Genomic DNA, 21834 nt, shown 5'->3' on the forward strand with positions numbered 1-21834 from the left:
ACAGAAGGGCGGCGGATGCGACGACACCCGCTTCTCGACGAGGCCCGCTCCGCGTGGCGACGTCAGGAGACCGAGACCGCCGTCCGAGCGGCACTCGCCGCACACGCAGCCGGTGATGACGACGGCCTCGCGCTCGCGTGCTCGATCGCGCTGCGGGGTTACCGCGCCGACCTGCTCGGGGCACACCGCAACGAGATCGCCGCCTCGCCGGCGGGAGCACCGCGGGACGGCGTGCTCGCGATGCTGCAGGTCGGGCACGGTGACCTCGACGGCGCGGTCGCGCGGCTCGTCGCGCTCGCCGACGCGGCCGCCGACCCGCAGCGGGATCCGCTCGAGGACGAGGGGATGCTGCTGCCCCTGCTGCTCGCGTCGCTGGCGGCCGGCTGCGTCGTGTCGGCGTCGTGGGTGCGGGCGCGCCAGTGCATCGATGCCGCGCGGGCCGTCATGGCCGCGGCATCCGGTATCGACGGTGCTCCGCCGCCCGAGCACGTGCCCTTCGACTTGCTCGGCCTCGAGGCGGTCGTCGAACGGCACACGGGAGCGGGGGATGCCGCGCACCGGGCCCTCGTCGAGACCCTCGCGCCGTTGCGGCTGCGCAACAGCCTCACGTCGGCGCACGCGCTCGCGCTGGTGAGCCTCGGCAGCGTCGAGCACGTCTCGGGGCGGCTGGGGGAGGCGGCGCTCAACCTCGCGCGGGGGATCCGCCTGACGCCCGCCTGGCGACCCGGCGTGCGGCTGCACGGCGAGGTCGAACTCGCGCTGGTGCGCATCCGGCAGGGCCGGTGGCGCGACGCCGCCGAAGGTGTGCGGACCACGACCGCCCGAGTAGGGTCGATCGAGCACGACTGGCTCGAGCCCCCGGCCCTCGCGGTGCACGGACTGCTGCTCGCCCTCCGCGGCGATTTCGACGCGAGCCGGCCCGTGCTCGAGCGGGTCGCGCTGCTGTGCCGTCACACCCCCTCGTTCCTCGCGCAGATGGTGCTCACCCACGCGCGCATCATGGCTGCCATCTCGCTGAGCGACTGGCCGGCGCTGCAGCGCGCCCTCGACGACGCCACGGAGCCGGGGTATCGGCACCCGTACCGCGTCGACGAATGGCGGATGCTGACCCTGCTCGCGGCATGGCACCTCAGGAGCATCGACGAGTTCCGCAGCGGCGTGCTCGCGTGGGAGGCGGAGTCTGCAGCCGACGAGAGCGCCTATTGCTGGGCCTTCGTCTCGATCCTCGCCGAGCACGACGGGCGGTACGCCGAAGCGACCCGCGCCGTCGACCGTGCCCTCGGGCTGCTCTCGCTCGACAACGACCCCCTCGGGCGTGCGTGGGTGCGGGTGGTCGCCGGCATCCACTACAGCCGCTTCGGCGCACACGGCCAACCCGACCCTCTGCGCGCGCTCGTCGTCTACGAAGACGCCAGCGCCGAGCTGACGGAACTCGGTGCCGGTGGGCTCGCACGCCGCTACGACGAGGCCGTCGCCGCGACCACGACCGCGGTGGTGCGCGTCTCGCCGGGCGAAGACCCCGCGGCGCGCCTGACCGACCAGCAGCGAAAAGTCGCCGACGCCGTCGGCCAGGGCTACACGAGCGGTGAGATCGCGGGGCTGCTGCACCTGTCGAAGCGGACCGTCGACTACCACGTCGCCAACATTATGCGCCGGCTCGGAGTCTCGACCCGTCGCGAGATCGCCCGCGTGCTCGGCGTCCGGCCCTGACGGGGCGCCGCGCGCGTCGTGACGTCCGTGCTATCTCTAGCTATATAGAGATAGGGTCTGCGGTATGCAGTCGTTGAAACGCGTGACCCCGGCGACCGTCGACGTCCTCGTCGCGCTGGTCGAGGCAGCCGAGCCGGTGTGGGGGCTGCTCGTAGTCAGCAGCACCGGTCGGCCCGCCGGGAGCGTCTACCCGATCCTCGAGCGGCTGGAGTCGATCGAGTGGGTGACCTCCGAGTGGGAGGTCGATGCGCGGCGCACCGGCCCCCGGCGACGGCTCTACCGGCTGACACCCGACGGCCTCGGGGCGGCCCGCGCCGCGATTGACGCGCACGCGGTCCGGATGCAGCGCCGCCGGGGGAGCGCGGTCCACACGAGACCCGCGCCCGGCCGAGGCGACGCGACGGGCGTGCTCGCATGAACGTCGACCTCGTACTGCGCGCCGTGAGCCGGACGATGCCGACCGCCGCGCGCTCGCGGCACCTCGAGCAGTGGCGGGCGGATGTCGCCGGCGCCGACGAAGCCGGGATGCGGCCGAGCGACGTCGTCCGCGGTGCGATCGCGGTGGCGCTCTCCGCCGACCGCGACGCCCCCGTGCTCACCGGCGAGCCGCGCGGCACCGCTCCCCGTCGCCTCAGCCGGAGGGGCGTCGCGCTGATCGCCGCGATCGTCGCGGTGGTGGTCGCACGCTGGCTGACCGGGAACGCCGACAGCTCGGGGAGCGGCATCCCCTCCACGCTCGAGCTGGTGCTGACGGCGGCACATTCGACACTCGGGGTGCTCGCCTTCGCCGGCGCGCTTCTCGCCGTCACACTGTTCGTGGGCGCAGCGGTGCTGTCGCGCTCGGTGGCCGCGCGGATCGCGTTCGGCGTCACCGGGGTCGGTGTCGCGGTGCTGACCTTCGGCTGGGCCCGCCCGCTCGCCGCCGAGGTGACCGCCGCGGTCGTCGGGTTGACGCTCGCCGGCGCCGCGGTGGGACTCGCGGCGGCCTGGCGCGCGATGCCCCTCGTTCTCGAGCGGCGCTCCGCACCGCTCCATCGGCGGCGGCCGATCGCGCTCGCCGGGCTCACTGCCGTGACCGTGCTGCTCGTGCTCGGCGGCATCGACACACTGGTCTGGAACCCGCTCGCGAAGGTGCCCGGCTGGACCCTCGACGCGATCTACGCCGCGATGATCGCGCGCGACGGGTTCGACCCGGCGACCGCCGTCGGCTTCGTCGCGTGTGGGGAGGGGTGTGGTTCGCCGTCGCGGTCGCCGTGACCGTCCTGGCGCTCGCACCGCGCGGGGACGCGCTGACGCCGCGCCGGCTCGGCATCCTGTATCTGTCGGTGATCGGGGCGGCGCTGTTCCTGCGTCTCTTCTCGGGCTTCGGGATCGGGATGTCGATCGCCGACTCCTTCGCCACCACCGGCACCCAGGTGTCTGCGCTGTCGCTGGTCTTCGACCTCATCGGGCCGCTCAGCATCGCCGTCGCGCTGCTGTTGTTCGGGTGGGCGCCTGTGGCACGGGTGGCTCCGTACGCGCGCGTCGCGGCGGGCTGAGCCCGACCCGACGGGCGGCCGGGTCAGACGGCTTCGGCGGCGACGCGCAGACGCGACAGGAAGTCGACCAGCAGGGTGGCCGAGCCGTCCGGCATGTCGGCGATCACGGTCTCGACGCGATGGTGCGCATCGGTCCCCGAGCGGCGCAGGTGCTCGATGGGACGATCGCCGAGAGTGACGAACACCTTGCGGCGATCGGACGGATGCGGTTGGCGTCGCAGGTATCCGGACCGCTCGAGGCGGTCGAGCATCGCGGTCGTGCTCGCCGACGAGATGCCGAGCTCCTGCGTGATGTTCGACGGGGTGAGCGTGACGTGGTGATCCTGCGCCTCGATCAGCTGCTCGAGCGCCAGCAGGTCGTTCTCGCAGACGAGCATCGAGTCGCGCAAGCGACCACGGACCGCTCCCTCGGCGGCCTCGTACGCGGACAGTGCGCTCAGAATGGCTGCCGCCGATGACGTTTCGTCTTGCACTGCCATGGATCCCCCTGCGCTTGCGCCCTAGTGTCACAGTCTGACCGAGCGGGGGTGCGAAGGGCACCTCTATCCGTGAGAGCGCTCACCTGATATGGCGGGGAAGGTGAACCTCACTTGTGGAGCCGTGTGACGGCGGTGCATCGCTCGACCATGGCGTGAAGTAGCGTAGCGATGCCTACTTGGCAAGAAGGAGACCTGCCCGATGATCGACCGCGTCGCAGAACAGGCGCCGTCACGCACCCGAAGGCTGGGGGCGGCGCAGGTCGATCCGACACCGACGAGCCCCTTCAGCGCGGTCGACTCTCATCGTCGAATGCCGATTCGCCGGTACCTCGCACAGCACCCGCAGGTCGCCGATGTGGCGATCGCGCTGTGGTTTGTGGCTCCCTCGATGACGAACGCGCTGCTCGTCGTCGCCGGCGACACCACGGGAACAGCGTGGCGCGGGTGGGCATTCGTCGTCGTGACCCTCGCAGCGGGAGCGCTGCTGCTGCGCCGGCGACAGGCGCCGCTTCTCGTCGCGTCGGGCATCACGCTGCTGGGGGTCGCGTCGATGGCGCTGCTGCGCGATTCCAGCAGCCTTGAGCTTGCGGCGGCGTTCACCGTCTACGCCGTCGCAGCGACGCGCCCCGGGTGGCTCGCGTGGTCGGTGCTCGGCGCGCAAGCCATCGCGATGCTCGGCGCCGCGACGCTCTTCCTGTCGGACATCCCGGTACCGTCGGCGCGTCCCGTCGAGTTCGACTCGTCGACCTCGTTCGGTCCGTTCAGCTCGGTGCTGATCCTGGGCCAGCTCATCGCGATCGCCGTGGGCACGGGGGTTCGCGGTCGACGCCAGCACGTCGCCGACCTCGTCGCCCGAGCCAACGCCCTCGCGCGAGACCGCGAACACCGCTCGCGGCTGGCCGTCGCCGCTGAACGGGAACGTATCGCCCACGAGATGCACGATGTCGTCGCCCACTCGTTGACGGTCATGGTGGCGCTCGCGGAGGGGGCACGCGCCGCGTCGGCCGCAGACCCGGCCCGTTCGCACGATGCGCTCGTCGCCCTGACGGCGACCGGCCGCTCCGCGCTCGGCGACATGCGCCGAGTGCTCGGCGTGCTGCGCGATTCGGACGAGCCGGAATCAGCGCCGGCACCGGCGCGCGCGATCGTGCTCGATGACCTGGCGGACCAGTTCCGTGCCGCCGGGCTGCCGGTGCGCGTGATCGCGCGCGGGGACGTGCCGCCGCCGTCGATGCCCGCGCGGGCTGCAGCCGACCGCATCGTGCAGGAGGCCCTCACCAACACGCTGCGTTACGCCCCCGAGGCCGAGGCCGTCATCGTCGAGCTGCGCCGCCGCGGCGAGCGCGAGGCCGGCGGGCAGGACTGGCTCGACGTCGTCATCGCCGACCACGGCTCGCCGCGCGCCCGGCCCCCGCGCCGAGGGCTCGGCACCGGACGCGGCATCATCGGAATGCGAGAACGCGCGGCGATGCACGGCGGGACCCTCACCGCCGGGCCCGACGGCGACGGCTGGCGTGTGCACGCGACATTGCGCCTCGACGATCACACGGAGGACACCGCAGGATGACTGAGCAGCCGATTCGCGTGCTGATCGTCGATGACCAACCCATGCTGCGGCTGGGGTTCCGGCTGGTGCTCGACGCGGAGGATGGCATCACCGTCGTGGGCGAAGCCGGCGACGGTGCCGCCGGCATCGCTCTCGCGAAAGCGCTGCACCCCGACGTCGTGCTCATGGATGTGCGGATGCCCGGGATGGACGGCATCGCCGCCACCGCCCGGCTCGCGCAGGACGCTCCGACATGCCGCGTGATCATCCTGACGACCTTCGACATCGACGAGTACGCCTTCGCCGCGCTCCGCGCCGGCGCGAGCGGGTTCCTCGTGAAGGACGCGCAAGCCGCCGAGCTCGTCGACGCCGTACGAGCGGTCGCCCGCGGCGACGCCGTGGTGGCGCCGCGGGTGACCCGGCGCATGCTCGAGCTGTTCGCGCGGCAGCTTCCCGACGCGGACGGGGCCGAGGCCGCCACATCCGACCCCCGCCTGGGGCTGCTCACCCCCCGAGAGGCGGACATCTTCGGGGCGCTGGGCCTGGGGCTCAGCAACGCGGAGATCGCGGCGCGCTTCGTGCTGTCGGAAGCGACGGTCAAGACCCATGTGGCTCACGTGTTGCGCAAGCTGGGGCTGCGTGACCGGGTGCAGGCGGTGGTGCTCGCGTACGAGACGGGTGTCGTGGGGCGGTGAGCCCCGCCCTGTGCGACGAGGCCGGCGCCCCGGCGTCTCGAAGAGGACGCCGGAACGCCGGCTGGGCATCGCCCGGGCGCGGTGTTATCGGGCCAGGTGCGCCAGCGCCTCGGTGATGACGGCGACCACCGCGTCAGGCTGCGAGACCATGACGGAGTGCGACGCGCCGGGAACCTCGGTGACGGTCAGACCGCCGGCGCGCTGCGCCATGAACCGCAGACCCTCGACCGGGATGTTCTTGTCGGCGTCGCCGAAGACGAACCACGACGGCAGTGTCTTCCACGCGGGTGTTGCGGCGGGCTGCGGCTCGCCCAGGGCCGCGTCACGGATCGGGCGCTGCGTGCGCGCCTGGACCGCGGCCTCGTCGGGCGCGACGTCGGCGGCGAACTGGTTCGGGAACAGCGCACGGTCGACGTACAGGTCGTTCGTGCCGTCGCCGAGCGGGTAGGCGCGAACCGTCTCGCCGAGCGTGCTGCCCGGGAACTTCGCGGTCAGCTCGAGCGCGTTCTCACCGTGGTCGGGGGCGAACGCGGCGACGTAGACGAGCCCGACGACGTCCGGGTTCTCGACGGCCGCCTCGGTGATGACGGCCCCGCCGTAGGAGTGGCCGACGAGCAGCACGGGCCCCTCGACGCCCGCGACCGTCCGGCGGACGTTCTCGGCATCGGTGGCCACGCTGCGCAGAGGGTTCGGTGTGGCGATGACGGGGATGCCGGCATCCGTCAGCCGCGGGATGACGCCCGACCAGCTCGCGGACTCGGCGAAGGCGCCGTGGACGAGGACGACGGTGATGGGAGTGGACATGGATGTTCTCCTTGTGTGGGGATCAGGCGAAGGGTGGGCGTCAGGCGAATTCGACGGTGAGCTCGACCTCGACGGGCGCGTCGAGAGGGAGCACGGCGACACCCACGGCGCTGCGAGCGTGGACGCCGGCGTCTTCGAAGATGGCGCCCAGGACTGCGGATGCGCCGTCGAGCACGCTCGGCTGAGCTGTGAAGTCCGGGTCGGAGGCGACGAAGCCCGTGACCTTGACGATGCGGGTCACCCGATCGAGCGAGCCGAGCACCTCGGCGATCGCCGACAGGGCATTGAGGGCGCTGGTGCGCGCGCACGCAGCGGCCTCATCGAGGCTCACGGCGGCGCCGACCTTGCCGGTGACGGGCAGGACGCCGTCGACGAAGGGCAGCTGCCCGGCGGTGATCACCTGGTTGCCGCTGAGCACGGCCGGAACGTAGGTTCCGGCCGGTGACGGCGAGCGGTGCGGGATGGCGATGCCGAGCTCTGCCAGGCGTGCAGTGACGGTGCCCATCAGTGCGCGATGAACTCGAGGATGTCGGCGTGCAGGGCCGCCCGGAACGACCCCGAGATCCCGTGGGGAGCACCGGGGTAGACCTTCAGGGTGCCGTGCGTGACGAGCTCGGCTGCCTTCGCCGATGCCGCGCCGAGAGGCACGATCTGGTCGTCGTCGCCATGTGCGAGGAGGATCGGCACGTCGAGTGCGACGAGGTCGTCGGTGAAGTCGGTCTCGGAGAACGCGGCGATGCAGTCGTAGGCGGCGGAGAGGTTGACCAGCATGCCCTGTCGCCAGAAGTCGTCCTTCGCGCCCTGCGAGACGGACGAGCCATCGCGGTTCGCCCCGAAGAACGACTCCGTCAGGTCGCGGTAGAACTGGGAGGCATCCTGCAGCACACCCGCCCGGATGCCGTCGAAGACCTCGATCGGCAGCCCATCGGGATTGGTGTCGCCGGCGACCATGATCGGCGGCACGGCACCGATCGTGATCACCTTGGAGACGCGGCCGACGCCGTGCTGGGCCGCGTACCGGACGACCTCGCCCCCACCGGTCGAGTGGCCGATCAGCACGAGGTCGCGCAGGTCGAGGGCGGCGACGAGCTCGGCGAGGTCGCGGGCATAGGTGTCCATGTCGTGGCCCGACGCGGTCTTCTCGGAACGGCCGTGTCCGCGGCGGTCGTGGGCGATGGCCCGGTAGCCGGCATCGGAGAGCACCTTGAGCTCGACCTGCCAGGCATCCGAGCTCAGCGGCCATCCGTGGCTGAGCAGCACCGGCTGACCGGTGCCCTGCTCGGTGTAGTAGATCTCGATGCCGTCGGACGTGGTGAAGAAGGGCATTCGCGGTGTTGTCCTGTTCTCAAGGGGGCGATCGTGCGCTCCGACGCTATCGACGGGCGTCGGCGGCTCGCGGCCCCCACGGGAGGTATCTTCCGGGGGCCGTCTACCCCGCGAGGATGAGAACACGGCGGTAGAGAGAATCGAAGATTTGTTCTATTCTCGGATGCCATGACCGATACGACGAGCTCTCACGACGTGACCCTCTGGCTCGTCGACGACATCCCCGCCCGCATGTTCTACGGCGGTCGTCGCTGGACGGTCAGTGACACCCCGACGCGGCTGCGCGACTCGGTGTGGTCGCTCGACGTCGCCGACGACCGTCGCCGCGGACTGTACGGGTGGCGGTTCCAGGGCACCGATCCCGAGGGCTGCTCGTTCGTCTTCGATGTCTACTGCGGCGAGGGCGGGTGGCACGTCCACCGCGCCTATGCGTGAGCGCGAGCGTCAGATGCCGGTGAGCTGCTCGAGGAACTCGTCGGCCATCGCCACCTGACGGGTCAGCTTCGCGCGACGCTCGGCGGCCTCGGTGCGAATCGTCTCGAGTCGCGCCCGCAGCTCGTCGTCGCCGGGGCGCGCAGCGAGCGCGTCGACGACATCCAGCAGCTCGCGCATCTCGTCGAGGCTGTAGCCGAGCGGCTTCATCCGACGGATGAGCAGGATGCGGCTGACGTCGCTCTCGGTGTACAGCCGGAACCCGCCGTTGGTGCGGGCGGAGGGGGTGACGAGGCCGATCTCGTCGTAGTGGCGGAGCGTGCGGAACGACAGCTCGGTGCGCTCGGTCACCTCTCCGATGCGCATCGTGCGTTCCTCGGTCACGCGACGTCCTCCCGGATTCGACAGCAAACCTCACGTTACGTAACATTTGCTCTCGGCGCGGTTCTCGCGCCCCCTTCATTCTCCCCGCCCGCGGACGGCATCCGCGCCCGCCTGGAGGCCCCGTGTCTGCTGTCATCCCCGGCCGTGACGCCGCCGCCCGCTCTCGCATCGAGCCGACCGTATTGCAGGCGCTGCGCAGCCCCCGCCTGCTCACCCGCGAGGTGCTCGCCGGCCTCGTCGTCGCGATCGCGCTGATCCCCGAGGCCATCGCGTTCTCGATCATCGCCGGGGTCGACCCGCGCCTCGGGCTCTTCTCGTCGTTCGTCATGGCGGTCGCCATCGCCTTCCTCGGCGGCCGGCCCGCCATGATCACCGCGGCGACCGGAGCGATCGCCCTCGTCATCGCCCCCGTCGCGCGCGAGCACGGCGTCGACTACCTCATCGCCACCGTCATCCTCGGCGGGCTCATCCAGATCGTCCTGGCGGTGCTCAGCGTCGCGAAGCTCATGCGGTTCATCCCGCGCTCCGTCATGGTCGGCTTCGTCAACGCGCTCGCCATCCTCATCTTCACGGCGCAGCTGCCGCAGCTGTTCGGCGACGGCATCCCGTGGCTCGTCTGGCCGCTCGTGGCCGTCGGTCTGCTGATTCTCGTGTTCATGCCACGTCTGACCCGCGTGGTGCCCGCCCCGCTCGTCACGATCGTGCTGCTCACCGCCGCGGTCGTGGCATTCGGATGGCGGGTGCCGACCGTGGGCGACCAGGGCGAGCTGCCCGACAGCCTGCCCGCGCTGCTGTTCCCCGACGTGCCGCTGACGCTCGAGACGCTGCAGATCATCGCTCCCTACGCCCTCGCGATGGCGGTGGTCGGGCTGCTCGAGTCGCTCATGACCGCCAAGCTCGTCGACGAGATCACCGACACCCGCTCGCGCAAGACGCGCGAGGCCCTCGGTCAGGGTGCGGCGAACATCCTCTCGGGCGCGTTCGGCGGCATGGGCGGCTGCGCGATGATCGGCCAGACGATGATCAACGTCAAGGCGTCGGGTGCGCGCACGCGTATCTCGACCTTCCTCGCGGGGGTCTTCCTGCTGATCCTCGTGCTCGTGCTCGGCGATGTCGTCGCGATCATCCCGATGGCGGCTCTCGTCGCGGTGATGGTGATGGTGACGGTCGCGACGTTCGACTGGCACAGCGTGCGCCCGAGCACCCTGCGCCGGATGCCGAAGAGCGAGACCGCCGTCATGCTGATCACGGTCATCGCGACGGTGTGGACGCACAACCTCGCCATCGGCGTCGTGCTCGGTGTCGTCGCCGCGATGGTGATGTTCGCCCGTCGGGTCGCCCACTTCGTCACCGTCACGCGGTCGGTCGCCGTCGACGCGGACGGGTCGACGGCGCACTACGTCGTCGACGGCGAGCTGTTCTTCGCGTCGAGCAACGACCTCACCACGCAGTTCGACTACGCCGCCGACCCCGAGCGCGTCGTCATCGACATGAGCCGGTCGCACGTCTGGGACGCCTCGACCGTCGCCGCGCTCGACGCCGTGGTGAGCAAATACGAGCGGCTCGGCAAGACCGTGACGATCGCGGGCCTGAACCCCGCGGCATCCGCTCTGCACGGACGCCTCACCGGCGCCGTCGGCGGGCACTGAACCCGCGCCACCAGCGGGGCCGGGGGCGCGTCCAGGGTGCGCGTGCGAGCGGGTGGGAAGATCGAGGCGTGACCGCGCCCAAATACCGCGAGCTGGCCGACATGCTCCTCGAGCGCATCGGCACGTCCGCGATCGGCGCGCCCGTGCCCAGTGAGCGCCAGCTCGCCGACGAGACCGGCGTCTCGCGCATGACCGCCCGCCGCGCGATCGACGAGCTCGTGCGTCAGGGGCTGCTCACCCGCGAGGTCGGCCGAGGCACCTTCGTCTCGCGCCCCGCCGTCTCGATGCCGCTGCAGCTGACGAGCTTCACCGAAGACATGCGGGCACGCGGACACGAGCCGTCGAGCACCGTGCTGCGACTCGAGACCGTCGACGCGGATGCCGCCGAGGCCGCGGTCTTCGGGATGGCGCCGGGCGATCCGGTGCTCGTGCTCGTCCGCCTGCGCCTGGCCGACGGTACGCCCATGGCGATCGAGCGCACCCACCTGCGCGCCGACGTCGTGCCGGGCCTCGAACGCTACGACTTCGCCGCCGACTCGCTGTACCGGGTGCTGCTCGAGGAGTACGACGTGCGATTCGACGCCGGCGAGCAGGTGATCCGCGCCGGCATCGTGCGCGACGACGACGCGGCCACCCTGCGCCTGGCCGCCGGCGCACCCGTGCTCGAGCTCATCCGGACCTCCGAGTCGCAGGGCGTCGTCGTCGAGCGGACCGTGTCGACCTACTCGGCGGCGCGGTTCGAGCTGTCGGCGCAGCTCGCGCCGATCACAGCTCGGGGATCCGCCCCGCGAAGCGCGCTGAGAGTTCGCGGTTGACCTCGTCGTTGCCCGGCACATTGGCGCTGCGCCACCGCGGCGCCTCGGGCGCGAGCTCGTAGACCCGGCGGAGCACGAGCGTCCACACGGTGTTCGTCGCCAGGCTCGACACCGGCGCCGTCACCGGGGCCTCGGGCGGCCACGTCGCGTCGCCCGGGGGTACCGCCGTGTCGATGACGATGTCGGCCACGTCGATGAGACGGTGCGCGGCGCGGCGGGGCGCCGCCTCGTTCGAACGGCGGGACGTGACCGCGATCACGGTAGCGCCGGCCGCCCGACCCGCCTCGGCGACCTCGACGGGGAACGGGTTCGTGCCCGAGTTCGAGAACACGACGACGGTGTCGCGCGCCTCGATGCCCGCGGCGCGCGCCGCCTCGGCCCCGAGGCCCACCTCGCGCTCGGCAGAGGTGGCGGCGGCCGCTCCCGTCAGCGGCAGGATGCGCGGGTGCCAGATCGGCCGTACGAACGCGAGTCCGCCGGCGCGGAAGAACGTCTCGAGCACCGCGGCCAACGAGTGACCCGCGCCCGTGGGACGGACGAGGCCGCCGGCGGCGGCGGTGTCGGCGATCGCTCGCGCCGCCTGATCGATCTGCGCGGCGTTGCGTTCGCCGACGCCGTCGACGAACTCTCCGAGGCTGGTCATCACAGCCATCCCTTCTTCTCGAGTCCTGCGCGAAGCTGCTCGCGCACATGAGCGACGTCCACGAAGTGGGTGATCGCGACCGTCACGGGCGCGATGTCGCCGACCTCGGAAAGATACGACGTCTGCCCGATCACGACATCCGGTCGTTGGCCGCGCGCCGAGCCGATGTCGGTGTTGTCGACGGATGCCGTCACGCCGAGCTGCTCGAACGCGCGCTGCGTCGTCGTGCGCAGGATGAGGCTCGACCCCATGCCTGCGCCGCAGACCGCGAGCACCGTCAGGGTCTCGGGGCGGTCGGTCACGCGCGTCGCGGCGGGCGTCGGTGCGGACTCGCCGGCGGTGGACGGACGGGACGCGGTCGCTGTGCCGGGCACGTCACCCGCGGTGACCGGCACGTCGGACGCGTCGATGGATGCCCTGCCGGGCGTCTGCCGCGAGCGGCGTCCGAGGACCAGGAGGACGGCGACCGTCGCGGCGACCACGATCGCCGCGAGGATCCATAGCGCCGCGGTCGTGCCCAGCGGAGCGAGCAGGCCGCCCAGCCCGCGCAGGGTCCACCCGACGACGAACCAGTCGGCATCGGCGAGCGTCGCCAGCTCGGGGGCCGTGCCGCCCCAGACGCCCCACCCGATCCATTGACCGAACGCGAGCACGACGCCGTTGAGGACGCCGCCGAACACGGCGCCGCGCCAGCCCGCCACCGCGTTGCCGAACACGCCGCCGGCGCCGCCGCCGAAGAACAGCATGATCATCGGCGGAACGAGCACGAACCACCCGGCCCCGGCGAACAGCATCATGAGGGCGAGGAACGTTCCGGTCGACGCGAGGAAGCCGATCATGACGGACGTCGGCGCTCGCGTGAAGGTCACCGGCAGGTCGAGGGCGGGCTTCGCGCCCGGCAGTGCCCGCTCGGAGAGTCCCTTGAAGGCGGGGACGATCTCGGAGAGGAACATGCGCACGCCGAACAGGAGGATCGCGATTCCGGCGGCGAAGCGCAGCGCCTGCAACAGGGCCCAGACGCCGGGGAGCACGGTCGCGTCGCCCATCTGCTCGGCGACGATCCCCTGATCGGCGAACACGATGGCGATCAGCATGATGACGCCGATGACGAACGCCGTCGAGACGTTGATGTCCTTGAAGAACGACAGGGCACGGGGCAGCTTCAGGTTCTCGGAGTCGTGCTTCTTCGGGTCGCCCAGTCGCAGCGCGCGCGCGCCGTACCCGGCCGCGATCGCGATCGTCGAGTCGGTGTGCGCGAGGCCCACCTCGTCGTCGCCCATGACGCGCCGCATGAGGGGCGCCGTCCACAGGGGCTGGAGCACCCAGTAGCAGCCGATCAGCAGCGACCCGACACCGGCGAGCACCCAGCGGTTGACGTCACCGAACGCCTCGACGAGGCTCGCGGCGATCACGACGCTCATCCAGTACATGAGGTGGCCCGTCAGGTACACGAACCGTGCGGCCCGGAAGATCCGCACGAGGACGAGATGCACGACGAAGCCGCCCGCGATGATGAGCGGCACGACGGAGCCCTGGCCGGCCGTGAAGTCGGAGAGCGTCGCATCCGACGTCGGCGGGTCGAGGCCGAGGGCGCTCGCGACGATCACCTGGAAGCTCGCGAGGCCCCCGGTGAAGATCTCGACGCCGATGTTCAGCACGACGACGCCGATCGTCGCTCGCAGGCCGCCGGCGATGACCTGTTCGACGGGCTTTCGCTGCAGCGCCAAGCCGACGATCGCGATGATCCCGATGAGGACGGCGACTTGGCCGAAGAGATTGTTCGTGATGACCTCGACGAGGTCCTCGAAGGTGGGCATGCTTCCCCTGACGTCGGAGCGGGTGCGGACGATGATGGAGCCTGGCGCAATGGTATAGCCCAATTCGAGACCGCGCATCATATTCGACCTGCCCCGGCCCGCCAGACGCCGCCTAGGCTGGCCCGGTGGGCAGATTCTTCTACGACAACGCGACCAACTCGGTCGAGATGGACGACCGCGCGCTCGCGCATCTGCGCTTGGTCATCATGACGAAGCTGCGCCGCGGCGAGCCCCTCATGTTCGAGACGACTTCTCCCCACGGCACGAGTCGTCGCGACTTCTGGCTGCACCCGACGATCTCGGTGCAGTTCCAGTTCGCCGGCAGCCGGCAACCGCAGATCAACCCGCGCTGGATCGACGCCCTGATGGAGTCGGCGAACAGTGCCGACGGCTTGCGGATGGTGCCCGAGCCCCAGGGCTGATCGCCCCGCGCCCCGCGCCATCCGGCCAATTTCGGCCGCACATGCCCCGTTCGGGCCACATATCGACCGTGCCTTGACCGGCGGGCGTGCACCATCGATGGAGAACGTCGATGGGGTGGTGCATGGTGAACGTCGGCGAGAACCGAACGCTCGATCTGGGACGCTGGGCGGCAGCGGCCGCCGGCGAACGTGTGCTGGGCCGGCGGCTGCGCAGCGACAGTCGTGCCGTCGACGCCGGTGACGTGTTCGTCGCCCTCGGGCGCGGCGACCGGGTCGGCACGCACATCGCGCAGGCGCTCGACCGCGGCGCAGCAGTCGTGCTCGTCGACCTCGAGGTCGTGGAGACCGGCGGCGCGAGCGGCGACCCGCGCGTTCGCGGCGTCCGGGGACTCCGTGACGTCATCGGGGCGCTCGCCGACGACTACACCGGCCGCCCGTCTGCGGATATGACGCTCGTGGGCGTGACGGGCACCAACGGCAAGACCTCGACGGTGCAGCTGCTCGCGCAGAGCTGGGACCGCCTCGGCATCACGGCCGCGAGCATCGGCACCCTCGGCGCCGGTCTGCACGGAGCCCTCGTGCGGACCGCCCTCACCACGCCGTCGGTGGTCGAGATGCACGAGCTGCTCGCCGACCTGCGAGCCGCAGGAGCCCGCGCCGTCGGCATCGAGCTGAGTTCGCACGCGCTCGCGCAAGGGCGGGGGAACGGATGCCGCTTCGACATCGCCGCGTTCACCAACCTCACCCGCGACCACCTCGACTATCACGGGTCGATGGATGAATACGCCGCCGTCAAGCGTCGGATCCTTACGCTGCGCGGCATCCGAGCGGCCGTGCTCAACCTCGACGATCCATTCGTCGGTTCGCTCGTGCCGCCCGCGGGGGTGCGACGGGTCGGAGTGTCGACGATGAGACGCGGTGCCGCCGAGGTCAGCGCCGGCGACATCCGGCTCCGCGGCGACGGCGCCGACTTCACGCTCGACATCGACGGCGAACGAATCGAGGTGCGCTCGCCGCTGATCGGTCGCTTCAACGTCGACAACATCGCGATGACGGCCGCGATTCTCCACGCCCACGGAGCGCGTGCCGCGGACATCGCGACGGCGGTCGGCGACATCGCTCGCGTGCCCGGACGCATGCAGGTCGTCCATGCCGGAGGCGACGGCGCGCCCCGGGTCGTCGTCGACTACGCGCACACGCCCGACGGGCTGCAGCAGGCGCTCGCCGCGTTCGCGTCACGGGCCGGCCGGCTCGTGCTGGTCTTCGGCTGCCGCGGCGATCGCGATCGTGGCAAGCGACCCGAGATGGCGCGGATCGCCGAGGTCGGCGCCGACCTCGTGGTGCTCACGGACGACGACGTGCACCACGAGGACGGCGACGCCATCATCGCCGACGTGCTCGCCGGATTCCGGCGGGCGGATGCCGTGCATGTCGACCGCGACCGGGCGTCCGCCATCCGTGACGCCATCGCCGCCGCCGGTCCCGACGACACCGTCCTGATCGCCGGGAAAGGGCACGAGACCTCGCGCCTTGTCGGCGACGAGGTCGTTCCGTTCGACGACGTCAGAATTGCCGCATCCGCGCTGCCCTGACCACCCGCCTGATGTGGCATATTCGTCTCGATGAGTGACGACGCGCCACGGGTTCCGGTGAGGACCAAGACACTGCTCGAGGAGTGGGTGTCGGAGTTCCTTGCGCAGGAGCAGACGCAGGAGTTGTCGGTGAAGGTCGCGATCCAGGACGGCTCCGAGGGCCTCGACACCGGCCTCGTGATCATGCATCTGCGCAATGCGCCGGCCGAGGTCTACATGCAGCCGCGCGGGATCGACGAGCTCGAGTGGGAGGCGACCCTGACGGCGCGCACGGACGACCTCACGCTCAAACCGCAGCAGATGTCGGGCCTTGCTGCCGAAGTGGCCCTGGCTGCGAACCTCTGCACCTTCCTGCAGTTCAAGTCGATCGAATGGGACCGCATGTCGGGGATGCGCTGAGCGCGTTCCTGCCCGCCCGCACCTAGACCATCGACGGTCGAGGTGCAACCGGTCCCTCGTCGCGCTCGCGGCGACCAACAATGGTCGCGAGATCGCGAGTGTCCACCGTGGATATCTCGGTGGAGGGAATCGTCATGGCTCAGGCAGAAGGACGCGGCGTCGCCGTCGTCACCGGCGGAAGCGCGGGACTGGGACGCGCCATCGTGCGCGAGCTCGCGGACCGCGGATGGGATGTCGCTGTGCTGGCCCGCGGCCGCGACGGCGTCGACGCCGCGGTCGCCGAGGTCCAGGCCGCCGGTCGTCGGGGCCTCGGCGTCTCGGTCGACGTGTCGGACAACGACGCGGTCGAGCGCGCTGCCGACGAGGTCGAGCGCGGTCTCGGACCGATCGACCTCTGGGTGAACAACGTCATGTCGGGAGCGATCTCGACCTTCCTCGACACCTCGGCTGACGATTTCGACCGCGCGACCGCCGTCACCTACCTCGGGGCCGTCAACGGCACCCGCGCGGCCCTGCGCCGCATGCGAGCCCGCGACCGCGGTCACATCATCCAGATCGGCTCGGCGCTCGCGCACCGCGGCATCCCGCTGCAGGCCGCGTACTGCGGGGCGAAGCACGCCGTCCACGGCTTCACCGACTCGGTCGTCTCGGAGCTCACGCACGAGGGCAGCCAGGTGGCCGTCTCGATCGTCGACATGCCCGCCCTGAACACGACGCAGTTCGGCTGGGTGAAGTCCGACTTCCCGCACCACCCGCAGCCGGTGCCCCCGATCTACCAGCCCGAGGTGGGCGCCCGCGCCGTCGCCGACGTGGCCGACAAGCCCCGCCGGCGCACCTGGGTGGGGGAGTCGACCGTCGGCCTCATCCTCGGCACGCGCGTCGCGGGACGTTTCCTCGACTGGTACCTCGCGAAGAATGCGTGGGAGGGCCAGTTCGCCCCGGATTCGACACCGTCGGGCGCGGCGCCGAACCTGTACGAGCCGGTGCCGGGTGACCACGGCGCGCACGGCGCGTTCGACGATCGCGCGCGTTCGGGCAGCATCCAGACCTGGGCCATCCGGCACCGCACGCCGCTGTACGCCGCTGCCGCGGCCGCCGCGAGCGGCGTCGTCGCGGGCGCGGTCTCGCTGCTGCGCCGGCGCTGAAGGGGAGCGGGCACCCGCGGGCGTCGCAGCCGAGTGGCAGGATCGGAGAGTGAGTGAACCCGGCCTGTCTTCGCAAGCACTGCCGCTCGACGTCGACGCGGCCGCGGTGATGTGGGAGCAGTACCGGTCAGTACATCCCGAGGCCGTCCGGGCAGCGCCGGAGTACACCGTCGAACACTTCGGCGACTCCGCGCGGCTCGCGGACGAACTGCTTGAGATCGTGCTGTCGGGACGCAAACGCGCCACCGCTGAGCTGGTCGCCGACTTCGTGAGCCGCGGCGATCTCGTGCCCCGCATCGGGTCGCACTGGATCGCGTGTGACAGCTCCGGCGCGCCGCGCCTCATCATCCGGACGACCGAGCTGCGGCTCGGCGACTTCGCCAGTGCCGACGCCCCGTTCGCCGCCGACGAGGGCGAGGACGACGGCACGCTCGAGAGCTGGCGGCGTGAGCACCGACGGTATTGGACACGGGTCGCCGCAGCGCGCGGCGCGGAATGGTCGGAGGACGAGGAGATCGTGTTCGAGCGCTTCGCCGTCGTCTGGCCGCCCGCGCACGCGGACGACCTGACGGCCGCGCGGCCCTAGCCGTCACGACGCGCGGACGGAACCGAACCAGAGGGCGAAGTAGTACGCGAAGTTGCGGTTGCCGTACGACGAGCACGGGCCGCCGCTCGCCCAGCCGGACTCGAGCGCCGCAGCGTCCGGCTGGTAGGGCGTGTAGTTGTACAGCGCCGCCGTCGCGTCGTTCTCGATCGCGACATCCGTGCCGCCGCAGTCGCTGTTCGGGTGGTAGGCGATGAAGTGCGTGCCGGGCTGGCGCATGAAGTTCGACGCCCGGTACGAGGCGAGGTCGGTGGTGCCGGCGACGATCTGCGCGCCGACGCCCTCGTACTGCGGGTCGCACGGAGCGGTGTCGGGGCAGCTTGCACCCATCGCCGCACGCAGCCGCGCCTCCGAGGGCGCCCGCGCCGCGCGGCCCTCGACGAGCGACTGCTCCTTCTGCAGCGTCACCAGGATCACCCGCGCCGAGATGTCGCACGCTTGCTGCACGCGGTAGATGATCTCCGAGACCGGCAGCTCGCCGCCCTCGATCGCCCGGCAGATCACCTCGCCGGTGCGCTCGGACACCCGCTCCTCGCGCGACGAGATGCCGGCGGTCGCGACGTCCAGACACTGCCCGTTGGCACAGTCCCCGATCTTCTCGTCGAGGAAGCGCTGGATCTGCTCGGCCGACAGGGCGTCGCGATCGAAGAAGAGCTCGTCGTCGATGAGGTTCCCGGGCTCGATCTGGCCGGCGTTGGGCGGCAGGGCGCGCGGTTCCTCGCCGAGCAGCGGCGTCGCGCCGAGACCGGGCGACGACAGCACGCTGGCAGCCGTGACTCCGATCGCGACGATGAGGGTCACAAGCAGCGCCGGCACCGCGATGAGCGTCGCGATGATCGCGATGCGCCGACGTCGTCGTTGCATCCCGGATCGCGCGGCCATGCATCGATCGTCGCGTACGCGCGCCCGAGAAACCTGGGAGCGACCGGATGCCGTAGCGTGGCGCCGTGGCCGCTCAGGGGCCCATCGAGAACGGGGCACCGATGACGAACAGAACCGTGATGATCCTCGCCTTCGCCGCAGCCGTGCTGTTCGCGCTCGCCGGCATCCTGTCGCTCGCGAACGGATCCACCGGGACGGGCGCGCTGAACCTCATCGCGGCGGCGCTCTTCGTCGTGGTGGGCGTCATCCGCCTGCGCGGTGGACGCCGCGGCGGACGCGGCGGGGACGGTCCGCCTCGCCGCTGAGTGACATCAGCGGCCGGCGGCGGTGGACTGCCGGACGATCAATCGCGTCGGCAGCGGAGTCGCCTCGGTCACGACGTCGGGCTGCTCGACCACGAGCAGCACCTTCTGCATGATGAGCGCACCCAGCGCGGGGAAGTCCTGCTCGACCGTCGTCAGCGCCGGGTAGAGGAACGCCGCCTCGGGCACATTGTCGAAACCGACGATCCCGACGTCCTCCGGGACCCGCAGTCCCCGCTCGCGTAGGGCGGACAGCACGCCGATCGCCATGTGGTCGTTTCCGACGAAGATGGCGTCGCCCGGAGCGATCTCGCTCTCGACGGCGATCGCGAAACCGCTCGCGGCCGACCAATCCCCGTGGACGAGCGACGGCACGTCGAGTCGGCGTGCGACGAGCTCGTCGCGCCACCCGCGGATGCGCTCGGCGGCGTCGGGATTGCGCACCGGCCCCGCGATGTGGTGGATGCGTCGATGGCCGCTCTCGGCCAGATGCCGTACGGCGCTCCGCGCGCCGTGGTACTGATCGATCGCGACGAGCTGCGGATGCGGGCGGCTGGTGGCGGCCACCGCGACCAGCGGCACGTCGAGCTCGAGCCCCTGCACGGCCGCGAGCACGTCGAGGTCGACGACGATGAGCACGATCGCGTCGACGCGCTGGCGCAGCAGCCCGTCGATGGCTGCGCGCACCGCGGCGACGTCGCTCTCGGGCGAGCTGATGGCGTCGACGTTGTAGCGCTCCGAGCGCGCAGCGAAGTTGAAGTGCGTCGCGACGGACGTCGGACCGTACTGAACGGTTCCCGGCGTGATCAGCCCGATCGTGCGGGTGCGGCGCGTCACGAGAGCACGGGCGGCGGGGGAGGGGCTGTACCGCAGCTGTGCGATGGCCTTCTCGACCCGCTCCCGCGTGGCCGGTCGCACGTTGGGCATGTCGTTCAGGACGCGTGAGACGGTCTGATGCGAGACCCCGGCGAGGCGGGCGACGTCGAAGATGTTGGCGGAACGGGGCGTGCGCGCGTCAGTCATCCGTGCCCCCAGCCCCATCGTCCCGGTCGTCGTCGTCGTCGGCGCGGGCGACGAGAGCGATGAGGCCGTCGGTCGTGAGATCGGCGCTCGGGATGACGTGGGCGATGCGTCCATCGCGCACCACGGCGACCGTGTGCGAGACCCGCAGGACCTCGTCGAGCTCCGCCGAGATGTAGACGACCGCGACGCCGTTGTCGGCGAGCTCGCCCACCAGGCGTTGGACCTCGGCTTTCGCCCCCACATCGATCCCGCGGGTGGGCTCATCGAGCACGACGACGCGCGGCGAGAGGGCGAGCAGACGAGCCAGCAGCACCTTCTGCTGGTTGCCGCCCGACAGCTCCCGCACCGGCCGATCGATGTCGGCGGGGCGGATGCTGAGCGCCTCGACCCAGCTGCGGGCGAGCTCCCGCGCTCGTGCCGCGCCGACCGGCCGCAGGATGCCGCGCTGCACCTGCAGGGCGAGGGTGATGTTCTCGAGCACGGTGAGATCACCCAGCACGCCCTCGCTGCGACGATTCTCGGAGGAGTACACGATTCCGCGCCCGATGGCATCCCGTGCGCCCCCGCCCCCGAGCGGAGCCCCGTCGAGGAAGACGCGCCCCTCGTCCACGGTGTCGACACCCGAGAGCGCCCGGGCGATCTCGGTGCGGCCGGAGCCCAACAGCCCCGCGAAGCCGATCACCTCGCCCTCGGCGACATCGAGGTCGAACGCGTGGCGGATGCGACTGGTCCGGGCGGCTCGAGCCGACAGGACCAGCGGGCCATCGGCCGGGGGAGCCGCGTCGTGATCGATCGCCGCGAGCCGTGCCGCCGACTCGCCGAGCATCTTCTCGACGAGATCGACGCGGAGCAGTTCCGTGGTGGAGTACTCGCCGACGAAGCGGCCGCCGCGCAAGACGGTGATCCGGTCGCACAGTTCGTAGACCTGGTCGAGGAAATGAGACACGAACAGCACCGCGGTTCCGCCGGCGGTGAGCTCGCGGACGACGCGGAACAGCTCGGCCACCTCGTCGGCATCGAGGCTCGAGGTCGGCTCGTCGAGCACCAGCACCCGCAGCGCCGGTCCGGACACCGCCCGCGCGATGGCGACCAGCTGCTGCACCGCGAGCGAGTGCGACGACAACAGGGAACCGGGGTCGATCGCGAGGCCGAGTGACGCGAGCACCGTCGCGGCGCGGCGCTGCATCTCGGCGTGGTCGATCAGCCCGAAGCGCCGCGGCTCGCGGCCGAGCGAGACGTTCTCGGCGACCGTGAGGTTGGGGAGGAGGTCGATCTCCTGATAGACGGTCGAGATCCCGGCGGCGATGGCATCCGCGGGGCGTCCGAGGCGTGCCGGCTCGCCGCCGATGAGGATCTCGCCCGCGTCGAGCCGCAGCGCGCCGGTGATGGCCTTGATGAGCGTCGACTTGCCGGCTCCGTTCTCGCCCATCAGCGAGTGCACCTCGCCCGGGTACAGGCGCAGATGCACGTCGGCCAGCGCCTGCTCGGGCCCGAAGCGCACCTCGGCGCCGCGCACCTCGAGCGTCGGCACCGCCTCGGGATCCATGCGCACCATCATGCCGTCCCGCCGCCACCGCCCCGGGTCGGCCGCGCCGGATGGGGGCGCGGCCGACCCGTGAACACGGTC

25 protein-coding genes are annotated in these 21834 nt (G+C 71.3%); 15 read left to right on the forward strand and 10 right to left on the reverse strand.

Features of this window, described 5'->3' with window-relative positions; genetic code table 11:
- Positions 1–15: 15 nt before the first annotated feature.
- The 4 genes from PUW82_RS14425 to PUW82_RS14440 all read left to right on the forward strand — a co-directional run bounded on the left by PUW82_RS14425 (position 16) and on the right by PUW82_RS14440 (position 3248).
- Positions 16–1710 carry a LuxR C-terminal-related transcriptional regulator gene (locus PUW82_RS14425; protein ID WP_274223014.1) on the forward strand — a complete coding sequence of 565 codons (1695 nt, stop codon included), beginning with the start codon at positions 16–18 and terminating at the stop codon, positions 1708–1710.
- Between the two features lie 64 nt (positions 1711–1774).
- Complete coding sequence (locus tag PUW82_RS14430) at positions 1775–2128, forward strand: PadR family transcriptional regulator (protein ID WP_274223015.1); 354 nt, start codon at positions 1775–1777, stop codon at positions 2126–2128.
- Positions 2125–2967, forward strand: coding sequence for a hypothetical protein (locus PUW82_RS14435; protein ID WP_274223016.1), 843 nt, complete (start codon positions 2125–2127; stop codon positions 2965–2967). Before PUW82_RS14430 ends, PUW82_RS14435 begins: the two co-directional genes overlap by 4 nt.
- Positions 2940–3248 carry a hypothetical protein gene (locus PUW82_RS14440; RefSeq protein ID WP_274223017.1) on the forward strand — a complete coding sequence of 103 codons (309 nt, stop codon included), beginning with the start codon at positions 2940–2942 and terminating at the stop codon, positions 3246–3248. The genes PUW82_RS14435 and PUW82_RS14440 overlap by 28 nt, the downstream gene beginning before the upstream one ends.
- Positions 3249–3271: 23 nt before the next feature.
- Here PUW82_RS14440 and PUW82_RS14445 read toward each other — a convergent pair whose 3' ends face one another.
- A complete protein-coding gene (locus PUW82_RS14445; protein ID WP_274223018.1) occupies positions 3272–3727 on the reverse strand; it encodes a MarR family transcriptional regulator in 456 nt (151 codons plus the stop codon).
- Between the two features lie 310 nt (positions 3728–4037).
- On the opposite strand from PUW82_RS14445, the gene PUW82_RS14450 reads away from it, so the two are divergent.
- Both PUW82_RS14450 and PUW82_RS14455 read left to right on the forward strand, forming a co-directional pair.
- Entirely contained in the window at positions 4038–5294 is a 1257-nt protein-coding gene (locus PUW82_RS14450) for a sensor histidine kinase (protein ID WP_274223019.1), read from the forward strand.
- Positions 5291–5968, forward strand: a complete 678-nt coding sequence (locus PUW82_RS14455) for a response regulator (RefSeq protein ID WP_274223020.1) — start codon at positions 5291–5293, stop codon at positions 5966–5968. The genes PUW82_RS14450 and PUW82_RS14455 overlap by 4 nt, the downstream gene beginning before the upstream one ends.
- Before the next feature lie 84 nt (positions 5969–6052).
- Here PUW82_RS14455 and PUW82_RS14460 read toward each other — a convergent pair whose 3' ends face one another.
- From PUW82_RS14460 to PUW82_RS14470, 3 genes are read right to left on the reverse strand one after another with little or no spacing between them, the layout of a single operon-like run.
- Entirely contained in the window at positions 6053–6772 is a 720-nt protein-coding gene (locus PUW82_RS14460) for an alpha/beta fold hydrolase (RefSeq protein WP_274223021.1), read from the reverse strand.
- 40 nt (positions 6773–6812) lie between these two features.
- A complete protein-coding gene (locus tag PUW82_RS14465; protein ID WP_274223022.1) occupies positions 6813–7277 on the reverse strand; it encodes a RidA family protein in 465 nt (154 codons plus the stop codon).
- The gene (locus PUW82_RS14470) at positions 7277–8098 is read right to left on the reverse strand and encodes an alpha/beta fold hydrolase (RefSeq protein WP_274223023.1); all 822 of its coding nucleotides are present in this window, start codon (positions 8096–8098) and stop codon (positions 7277–7279) included. Before PUW82_RS14470 ends, PUW82_RS14465 begins: the two co-directional genes overlap by 1 nt.
- Positions 8099–8266: 168 nt before the next feature.
- Between PUW82_RS14470 and PUW82_RS14475 the strand changes: the two genes are divergently transcribed.
- Positions 8267–8533, forward strand: coding sequence for a hypothetical protein (locus PUW82_RS14475; protein ID WP_274223024.1), 267 nt, complete (start codon positions 8267–8269; stop codon positions 8531–8533).
- Positions 8534–8542: 9 nt separating this feature from the next.
- Here the strand turns inward: PUW82_RS14475 and PUW82_RS14480 are convergent, their stop codons facing one another.
- A complete protein-coding gene (locus tag PUW82_RS14480) occupies positions 8543–8896 on the reverse strand; it encodes a MerR family transcriptional regulator (protein ID WP_420792774.1) in 354 nt (117 codons plus the stop codon).
- A 140-nt stretch (positions 8897–9036) separates the two neighbouring features.
- Between PUW82_RS14480 and PUW82_RS14485 the strand changes: the two genes are divergently transcribed.
- Both PUW82_RS14485 and PUW82_RS14490 read left to right on the forward strand, forming a co-directional pair.
- Positions 9037–10563: a SulP family inorganic anion transporter gene (locus tag PUW82_RS14485; protein ID WP_274223026.1), complete on the forward strand. Its 1527-nt coding sequence runs from the start codon at positions 9037–9039 to the stop codon at positions 10561–10563.
- 68 nt (positions 10564–10631) lie between these two features.
- Positions 10632–11378, forward strand: a complete 747-nt coding sequence (locus PUW82_RS14490; RefSeq protein WP_274223027.1) for a GntR family transcriptional regulator — start codon at positions 10632–10634, stop codon at positions 11376–11378.
- On the opposite strand, the gene PUW82_RS14495 is transcribed toward PUW82_RS14490, so the two are convergent.
- Together PUW82_RS14495 and ulaA are read right to left on the reverse strand one after the other, a co-directional pair.
- The gene (locus PUW82_RS14495; RefSeq protein WP_274223028.1) at positions 11329–12030 is read right to left on the reverse strand and encodes a sugar isomerase domain-containing protein; all 702 of its coding nucleotides are present in this window, start codon (positions 12028–12030) and stop codon (positions 11329–11331) included. The two genes, PUW82_RS14490 and PUW82_RS14495, sit on opposite strands and share 50 nt — an antisense overlap.
- Positions 12021–13838: a PTS ascorbate transporter subunit IIC gene (gene ulaA, locus PUW82_RS14500; RefSeq protein ID WP_274223029.1), complete on the reverse strand. Its 1818-nt coding sequence runs from the start codon at positions 13836–13838 to the stop codon at positions 12021–12023. The genes PUW82_RS14495 and ulaA overlap by 10 nt, the downstream gene beginning before the upstream one ends.
- 125 nt (positions 13839–13963) lie before the next feature.
- On the opposite strand from ulaA, the gene PUW82_RS14505 reads away from it, so the two are divergent.
- From PUW82_RS14505 to PUW82_RS14525, 5 genes are all read left to right on the forward strand, one after another.
- Positions 13964–14260, forward strand: coding sequence for a DUF7882 family protein (locus PUW82_RS14505; RefSeq protein WP_274223030.1), 297 nt, complete (start codon positions 13964–13966; stop codon positions 14258–14260).
- Between the two features lie 122 nt (positions 14261–14382).
- A complete protein-coding gene (locus tag PUW82_RS14510; RefSeq protein WP_274223031.1) occupies positions 14383–15852 on the forward strand; it encodes a UDP-N-acetylmuramoyl-L-alanyl-D-glutamate--2,6-diaminopimelate ligase in 1470 nt (489 codons plus the stop codon).
- A gap of 57 nt (positions 15853–15909) precedes the next feature.
- A complete protein-coding gene (locus PUW82_RS14515) occupies positions 15910–16251 on the forward strand; it encodes a hypothetical protein (protein ID WP_274223032.1) in 342 nt (113 codons plus the stop codon).
- 134 nt (positions 16252–16385) lie between these two features.
- Entirely contained in the window at positions 16386–17396 is a 1011-nt protein-coding gene (locus tag PUW82_RS14520) for an SDR family oxidoreductase (RefSeq protein WP_274223033.1), read from the forward strand.
- 109 nt (positions 17397–17505) lie between these two features.
- The gene (locus PUW82_RS14525; protein WP_274223086.1) at positions 17506–17982 is read left to right on the forward strand and encodes an ASCH domain-containing protein; all 477 of its coding nucleotides are present in this window, start codon (positions 17506–17508) and stop codon (positions 17980–17982) included.
- Between the two features lie 3 nt (positions 17983–17985).
- Here PUW82_RS14525 and PUW82_RS14530 read toward each other — a convergent pair whose 3' ends face one another.
- Positions 17986–18882: a hypothetical protein gene (locus PUW82_RS14530; protein WP_274223034.1), complete on the reverse strand. Its 897-nt coding sequence runs from the start codon at positions 18880–18882 to the stop codon at positions 17986–17988.
- A gap of 101 nt (positions 18883–18983) precedes the next feature.
- Between PUW82_RS14530 and PUW82_RS14535 the strand changes: the two genes are divergently transcribed.
- Positions 18984–19187 carry a hypothetical protein gene (locus PUW82_RS14535; RefSeq protein ID WP_274223035.1) on the forward strand — a complete coding sequence of 68 codons (204 nt, stop codon included), beginning with the start codon at positions 18984–18986 and terminating at the stop codon, positions 19185–19187.
- 6 nt (positions 19188–19193) lie between these two features.
- On the opposite strand, the gene PUW82_RS14540 is transcribed toward PUW82_RS14535, so the two are convergent.
- Both PUW82_RS14540 and PUW82_RS14545 read right to left on the reverse strand, forming a co-directional pair.
- Complete coding sequence (locus PUW82_RS14540; RefSeq protein WP_274223036.1) at positions 19194–20207, reverse strand: LacI family DNA-binding transcriptional regulator; 1014 nt, start codon at positions 20205–20207, stop codon at positions 19194–19196.
- Positions 20200–21762, reverse strand: a complete 1563-nt coding sequence (locus tag PUW82_RS14545; RefSeq protein ID WP_420792775.1) for a sugar ABC transporter ATP-binding protein — start codon at positions 21760–21762, stop codon at positions 20200–20202. The genes PUW82_RS14540 and PUW82_RS14545 overlap by 8 nt, the downstream gene beginning before the upstream one ends.
- Positions 21763–21834: the final 72 nt, after the last annotated feature.

Origin of the sequence: Microbacterium thalli, assembly GCF_028737325.1 — a bacterium.
Lineage (GTDB): Bacteria > Actinomycetota > Actinomycetes > Actinomycetales > Microbacteriaceae > Microbacterium > Microbacterium thalli.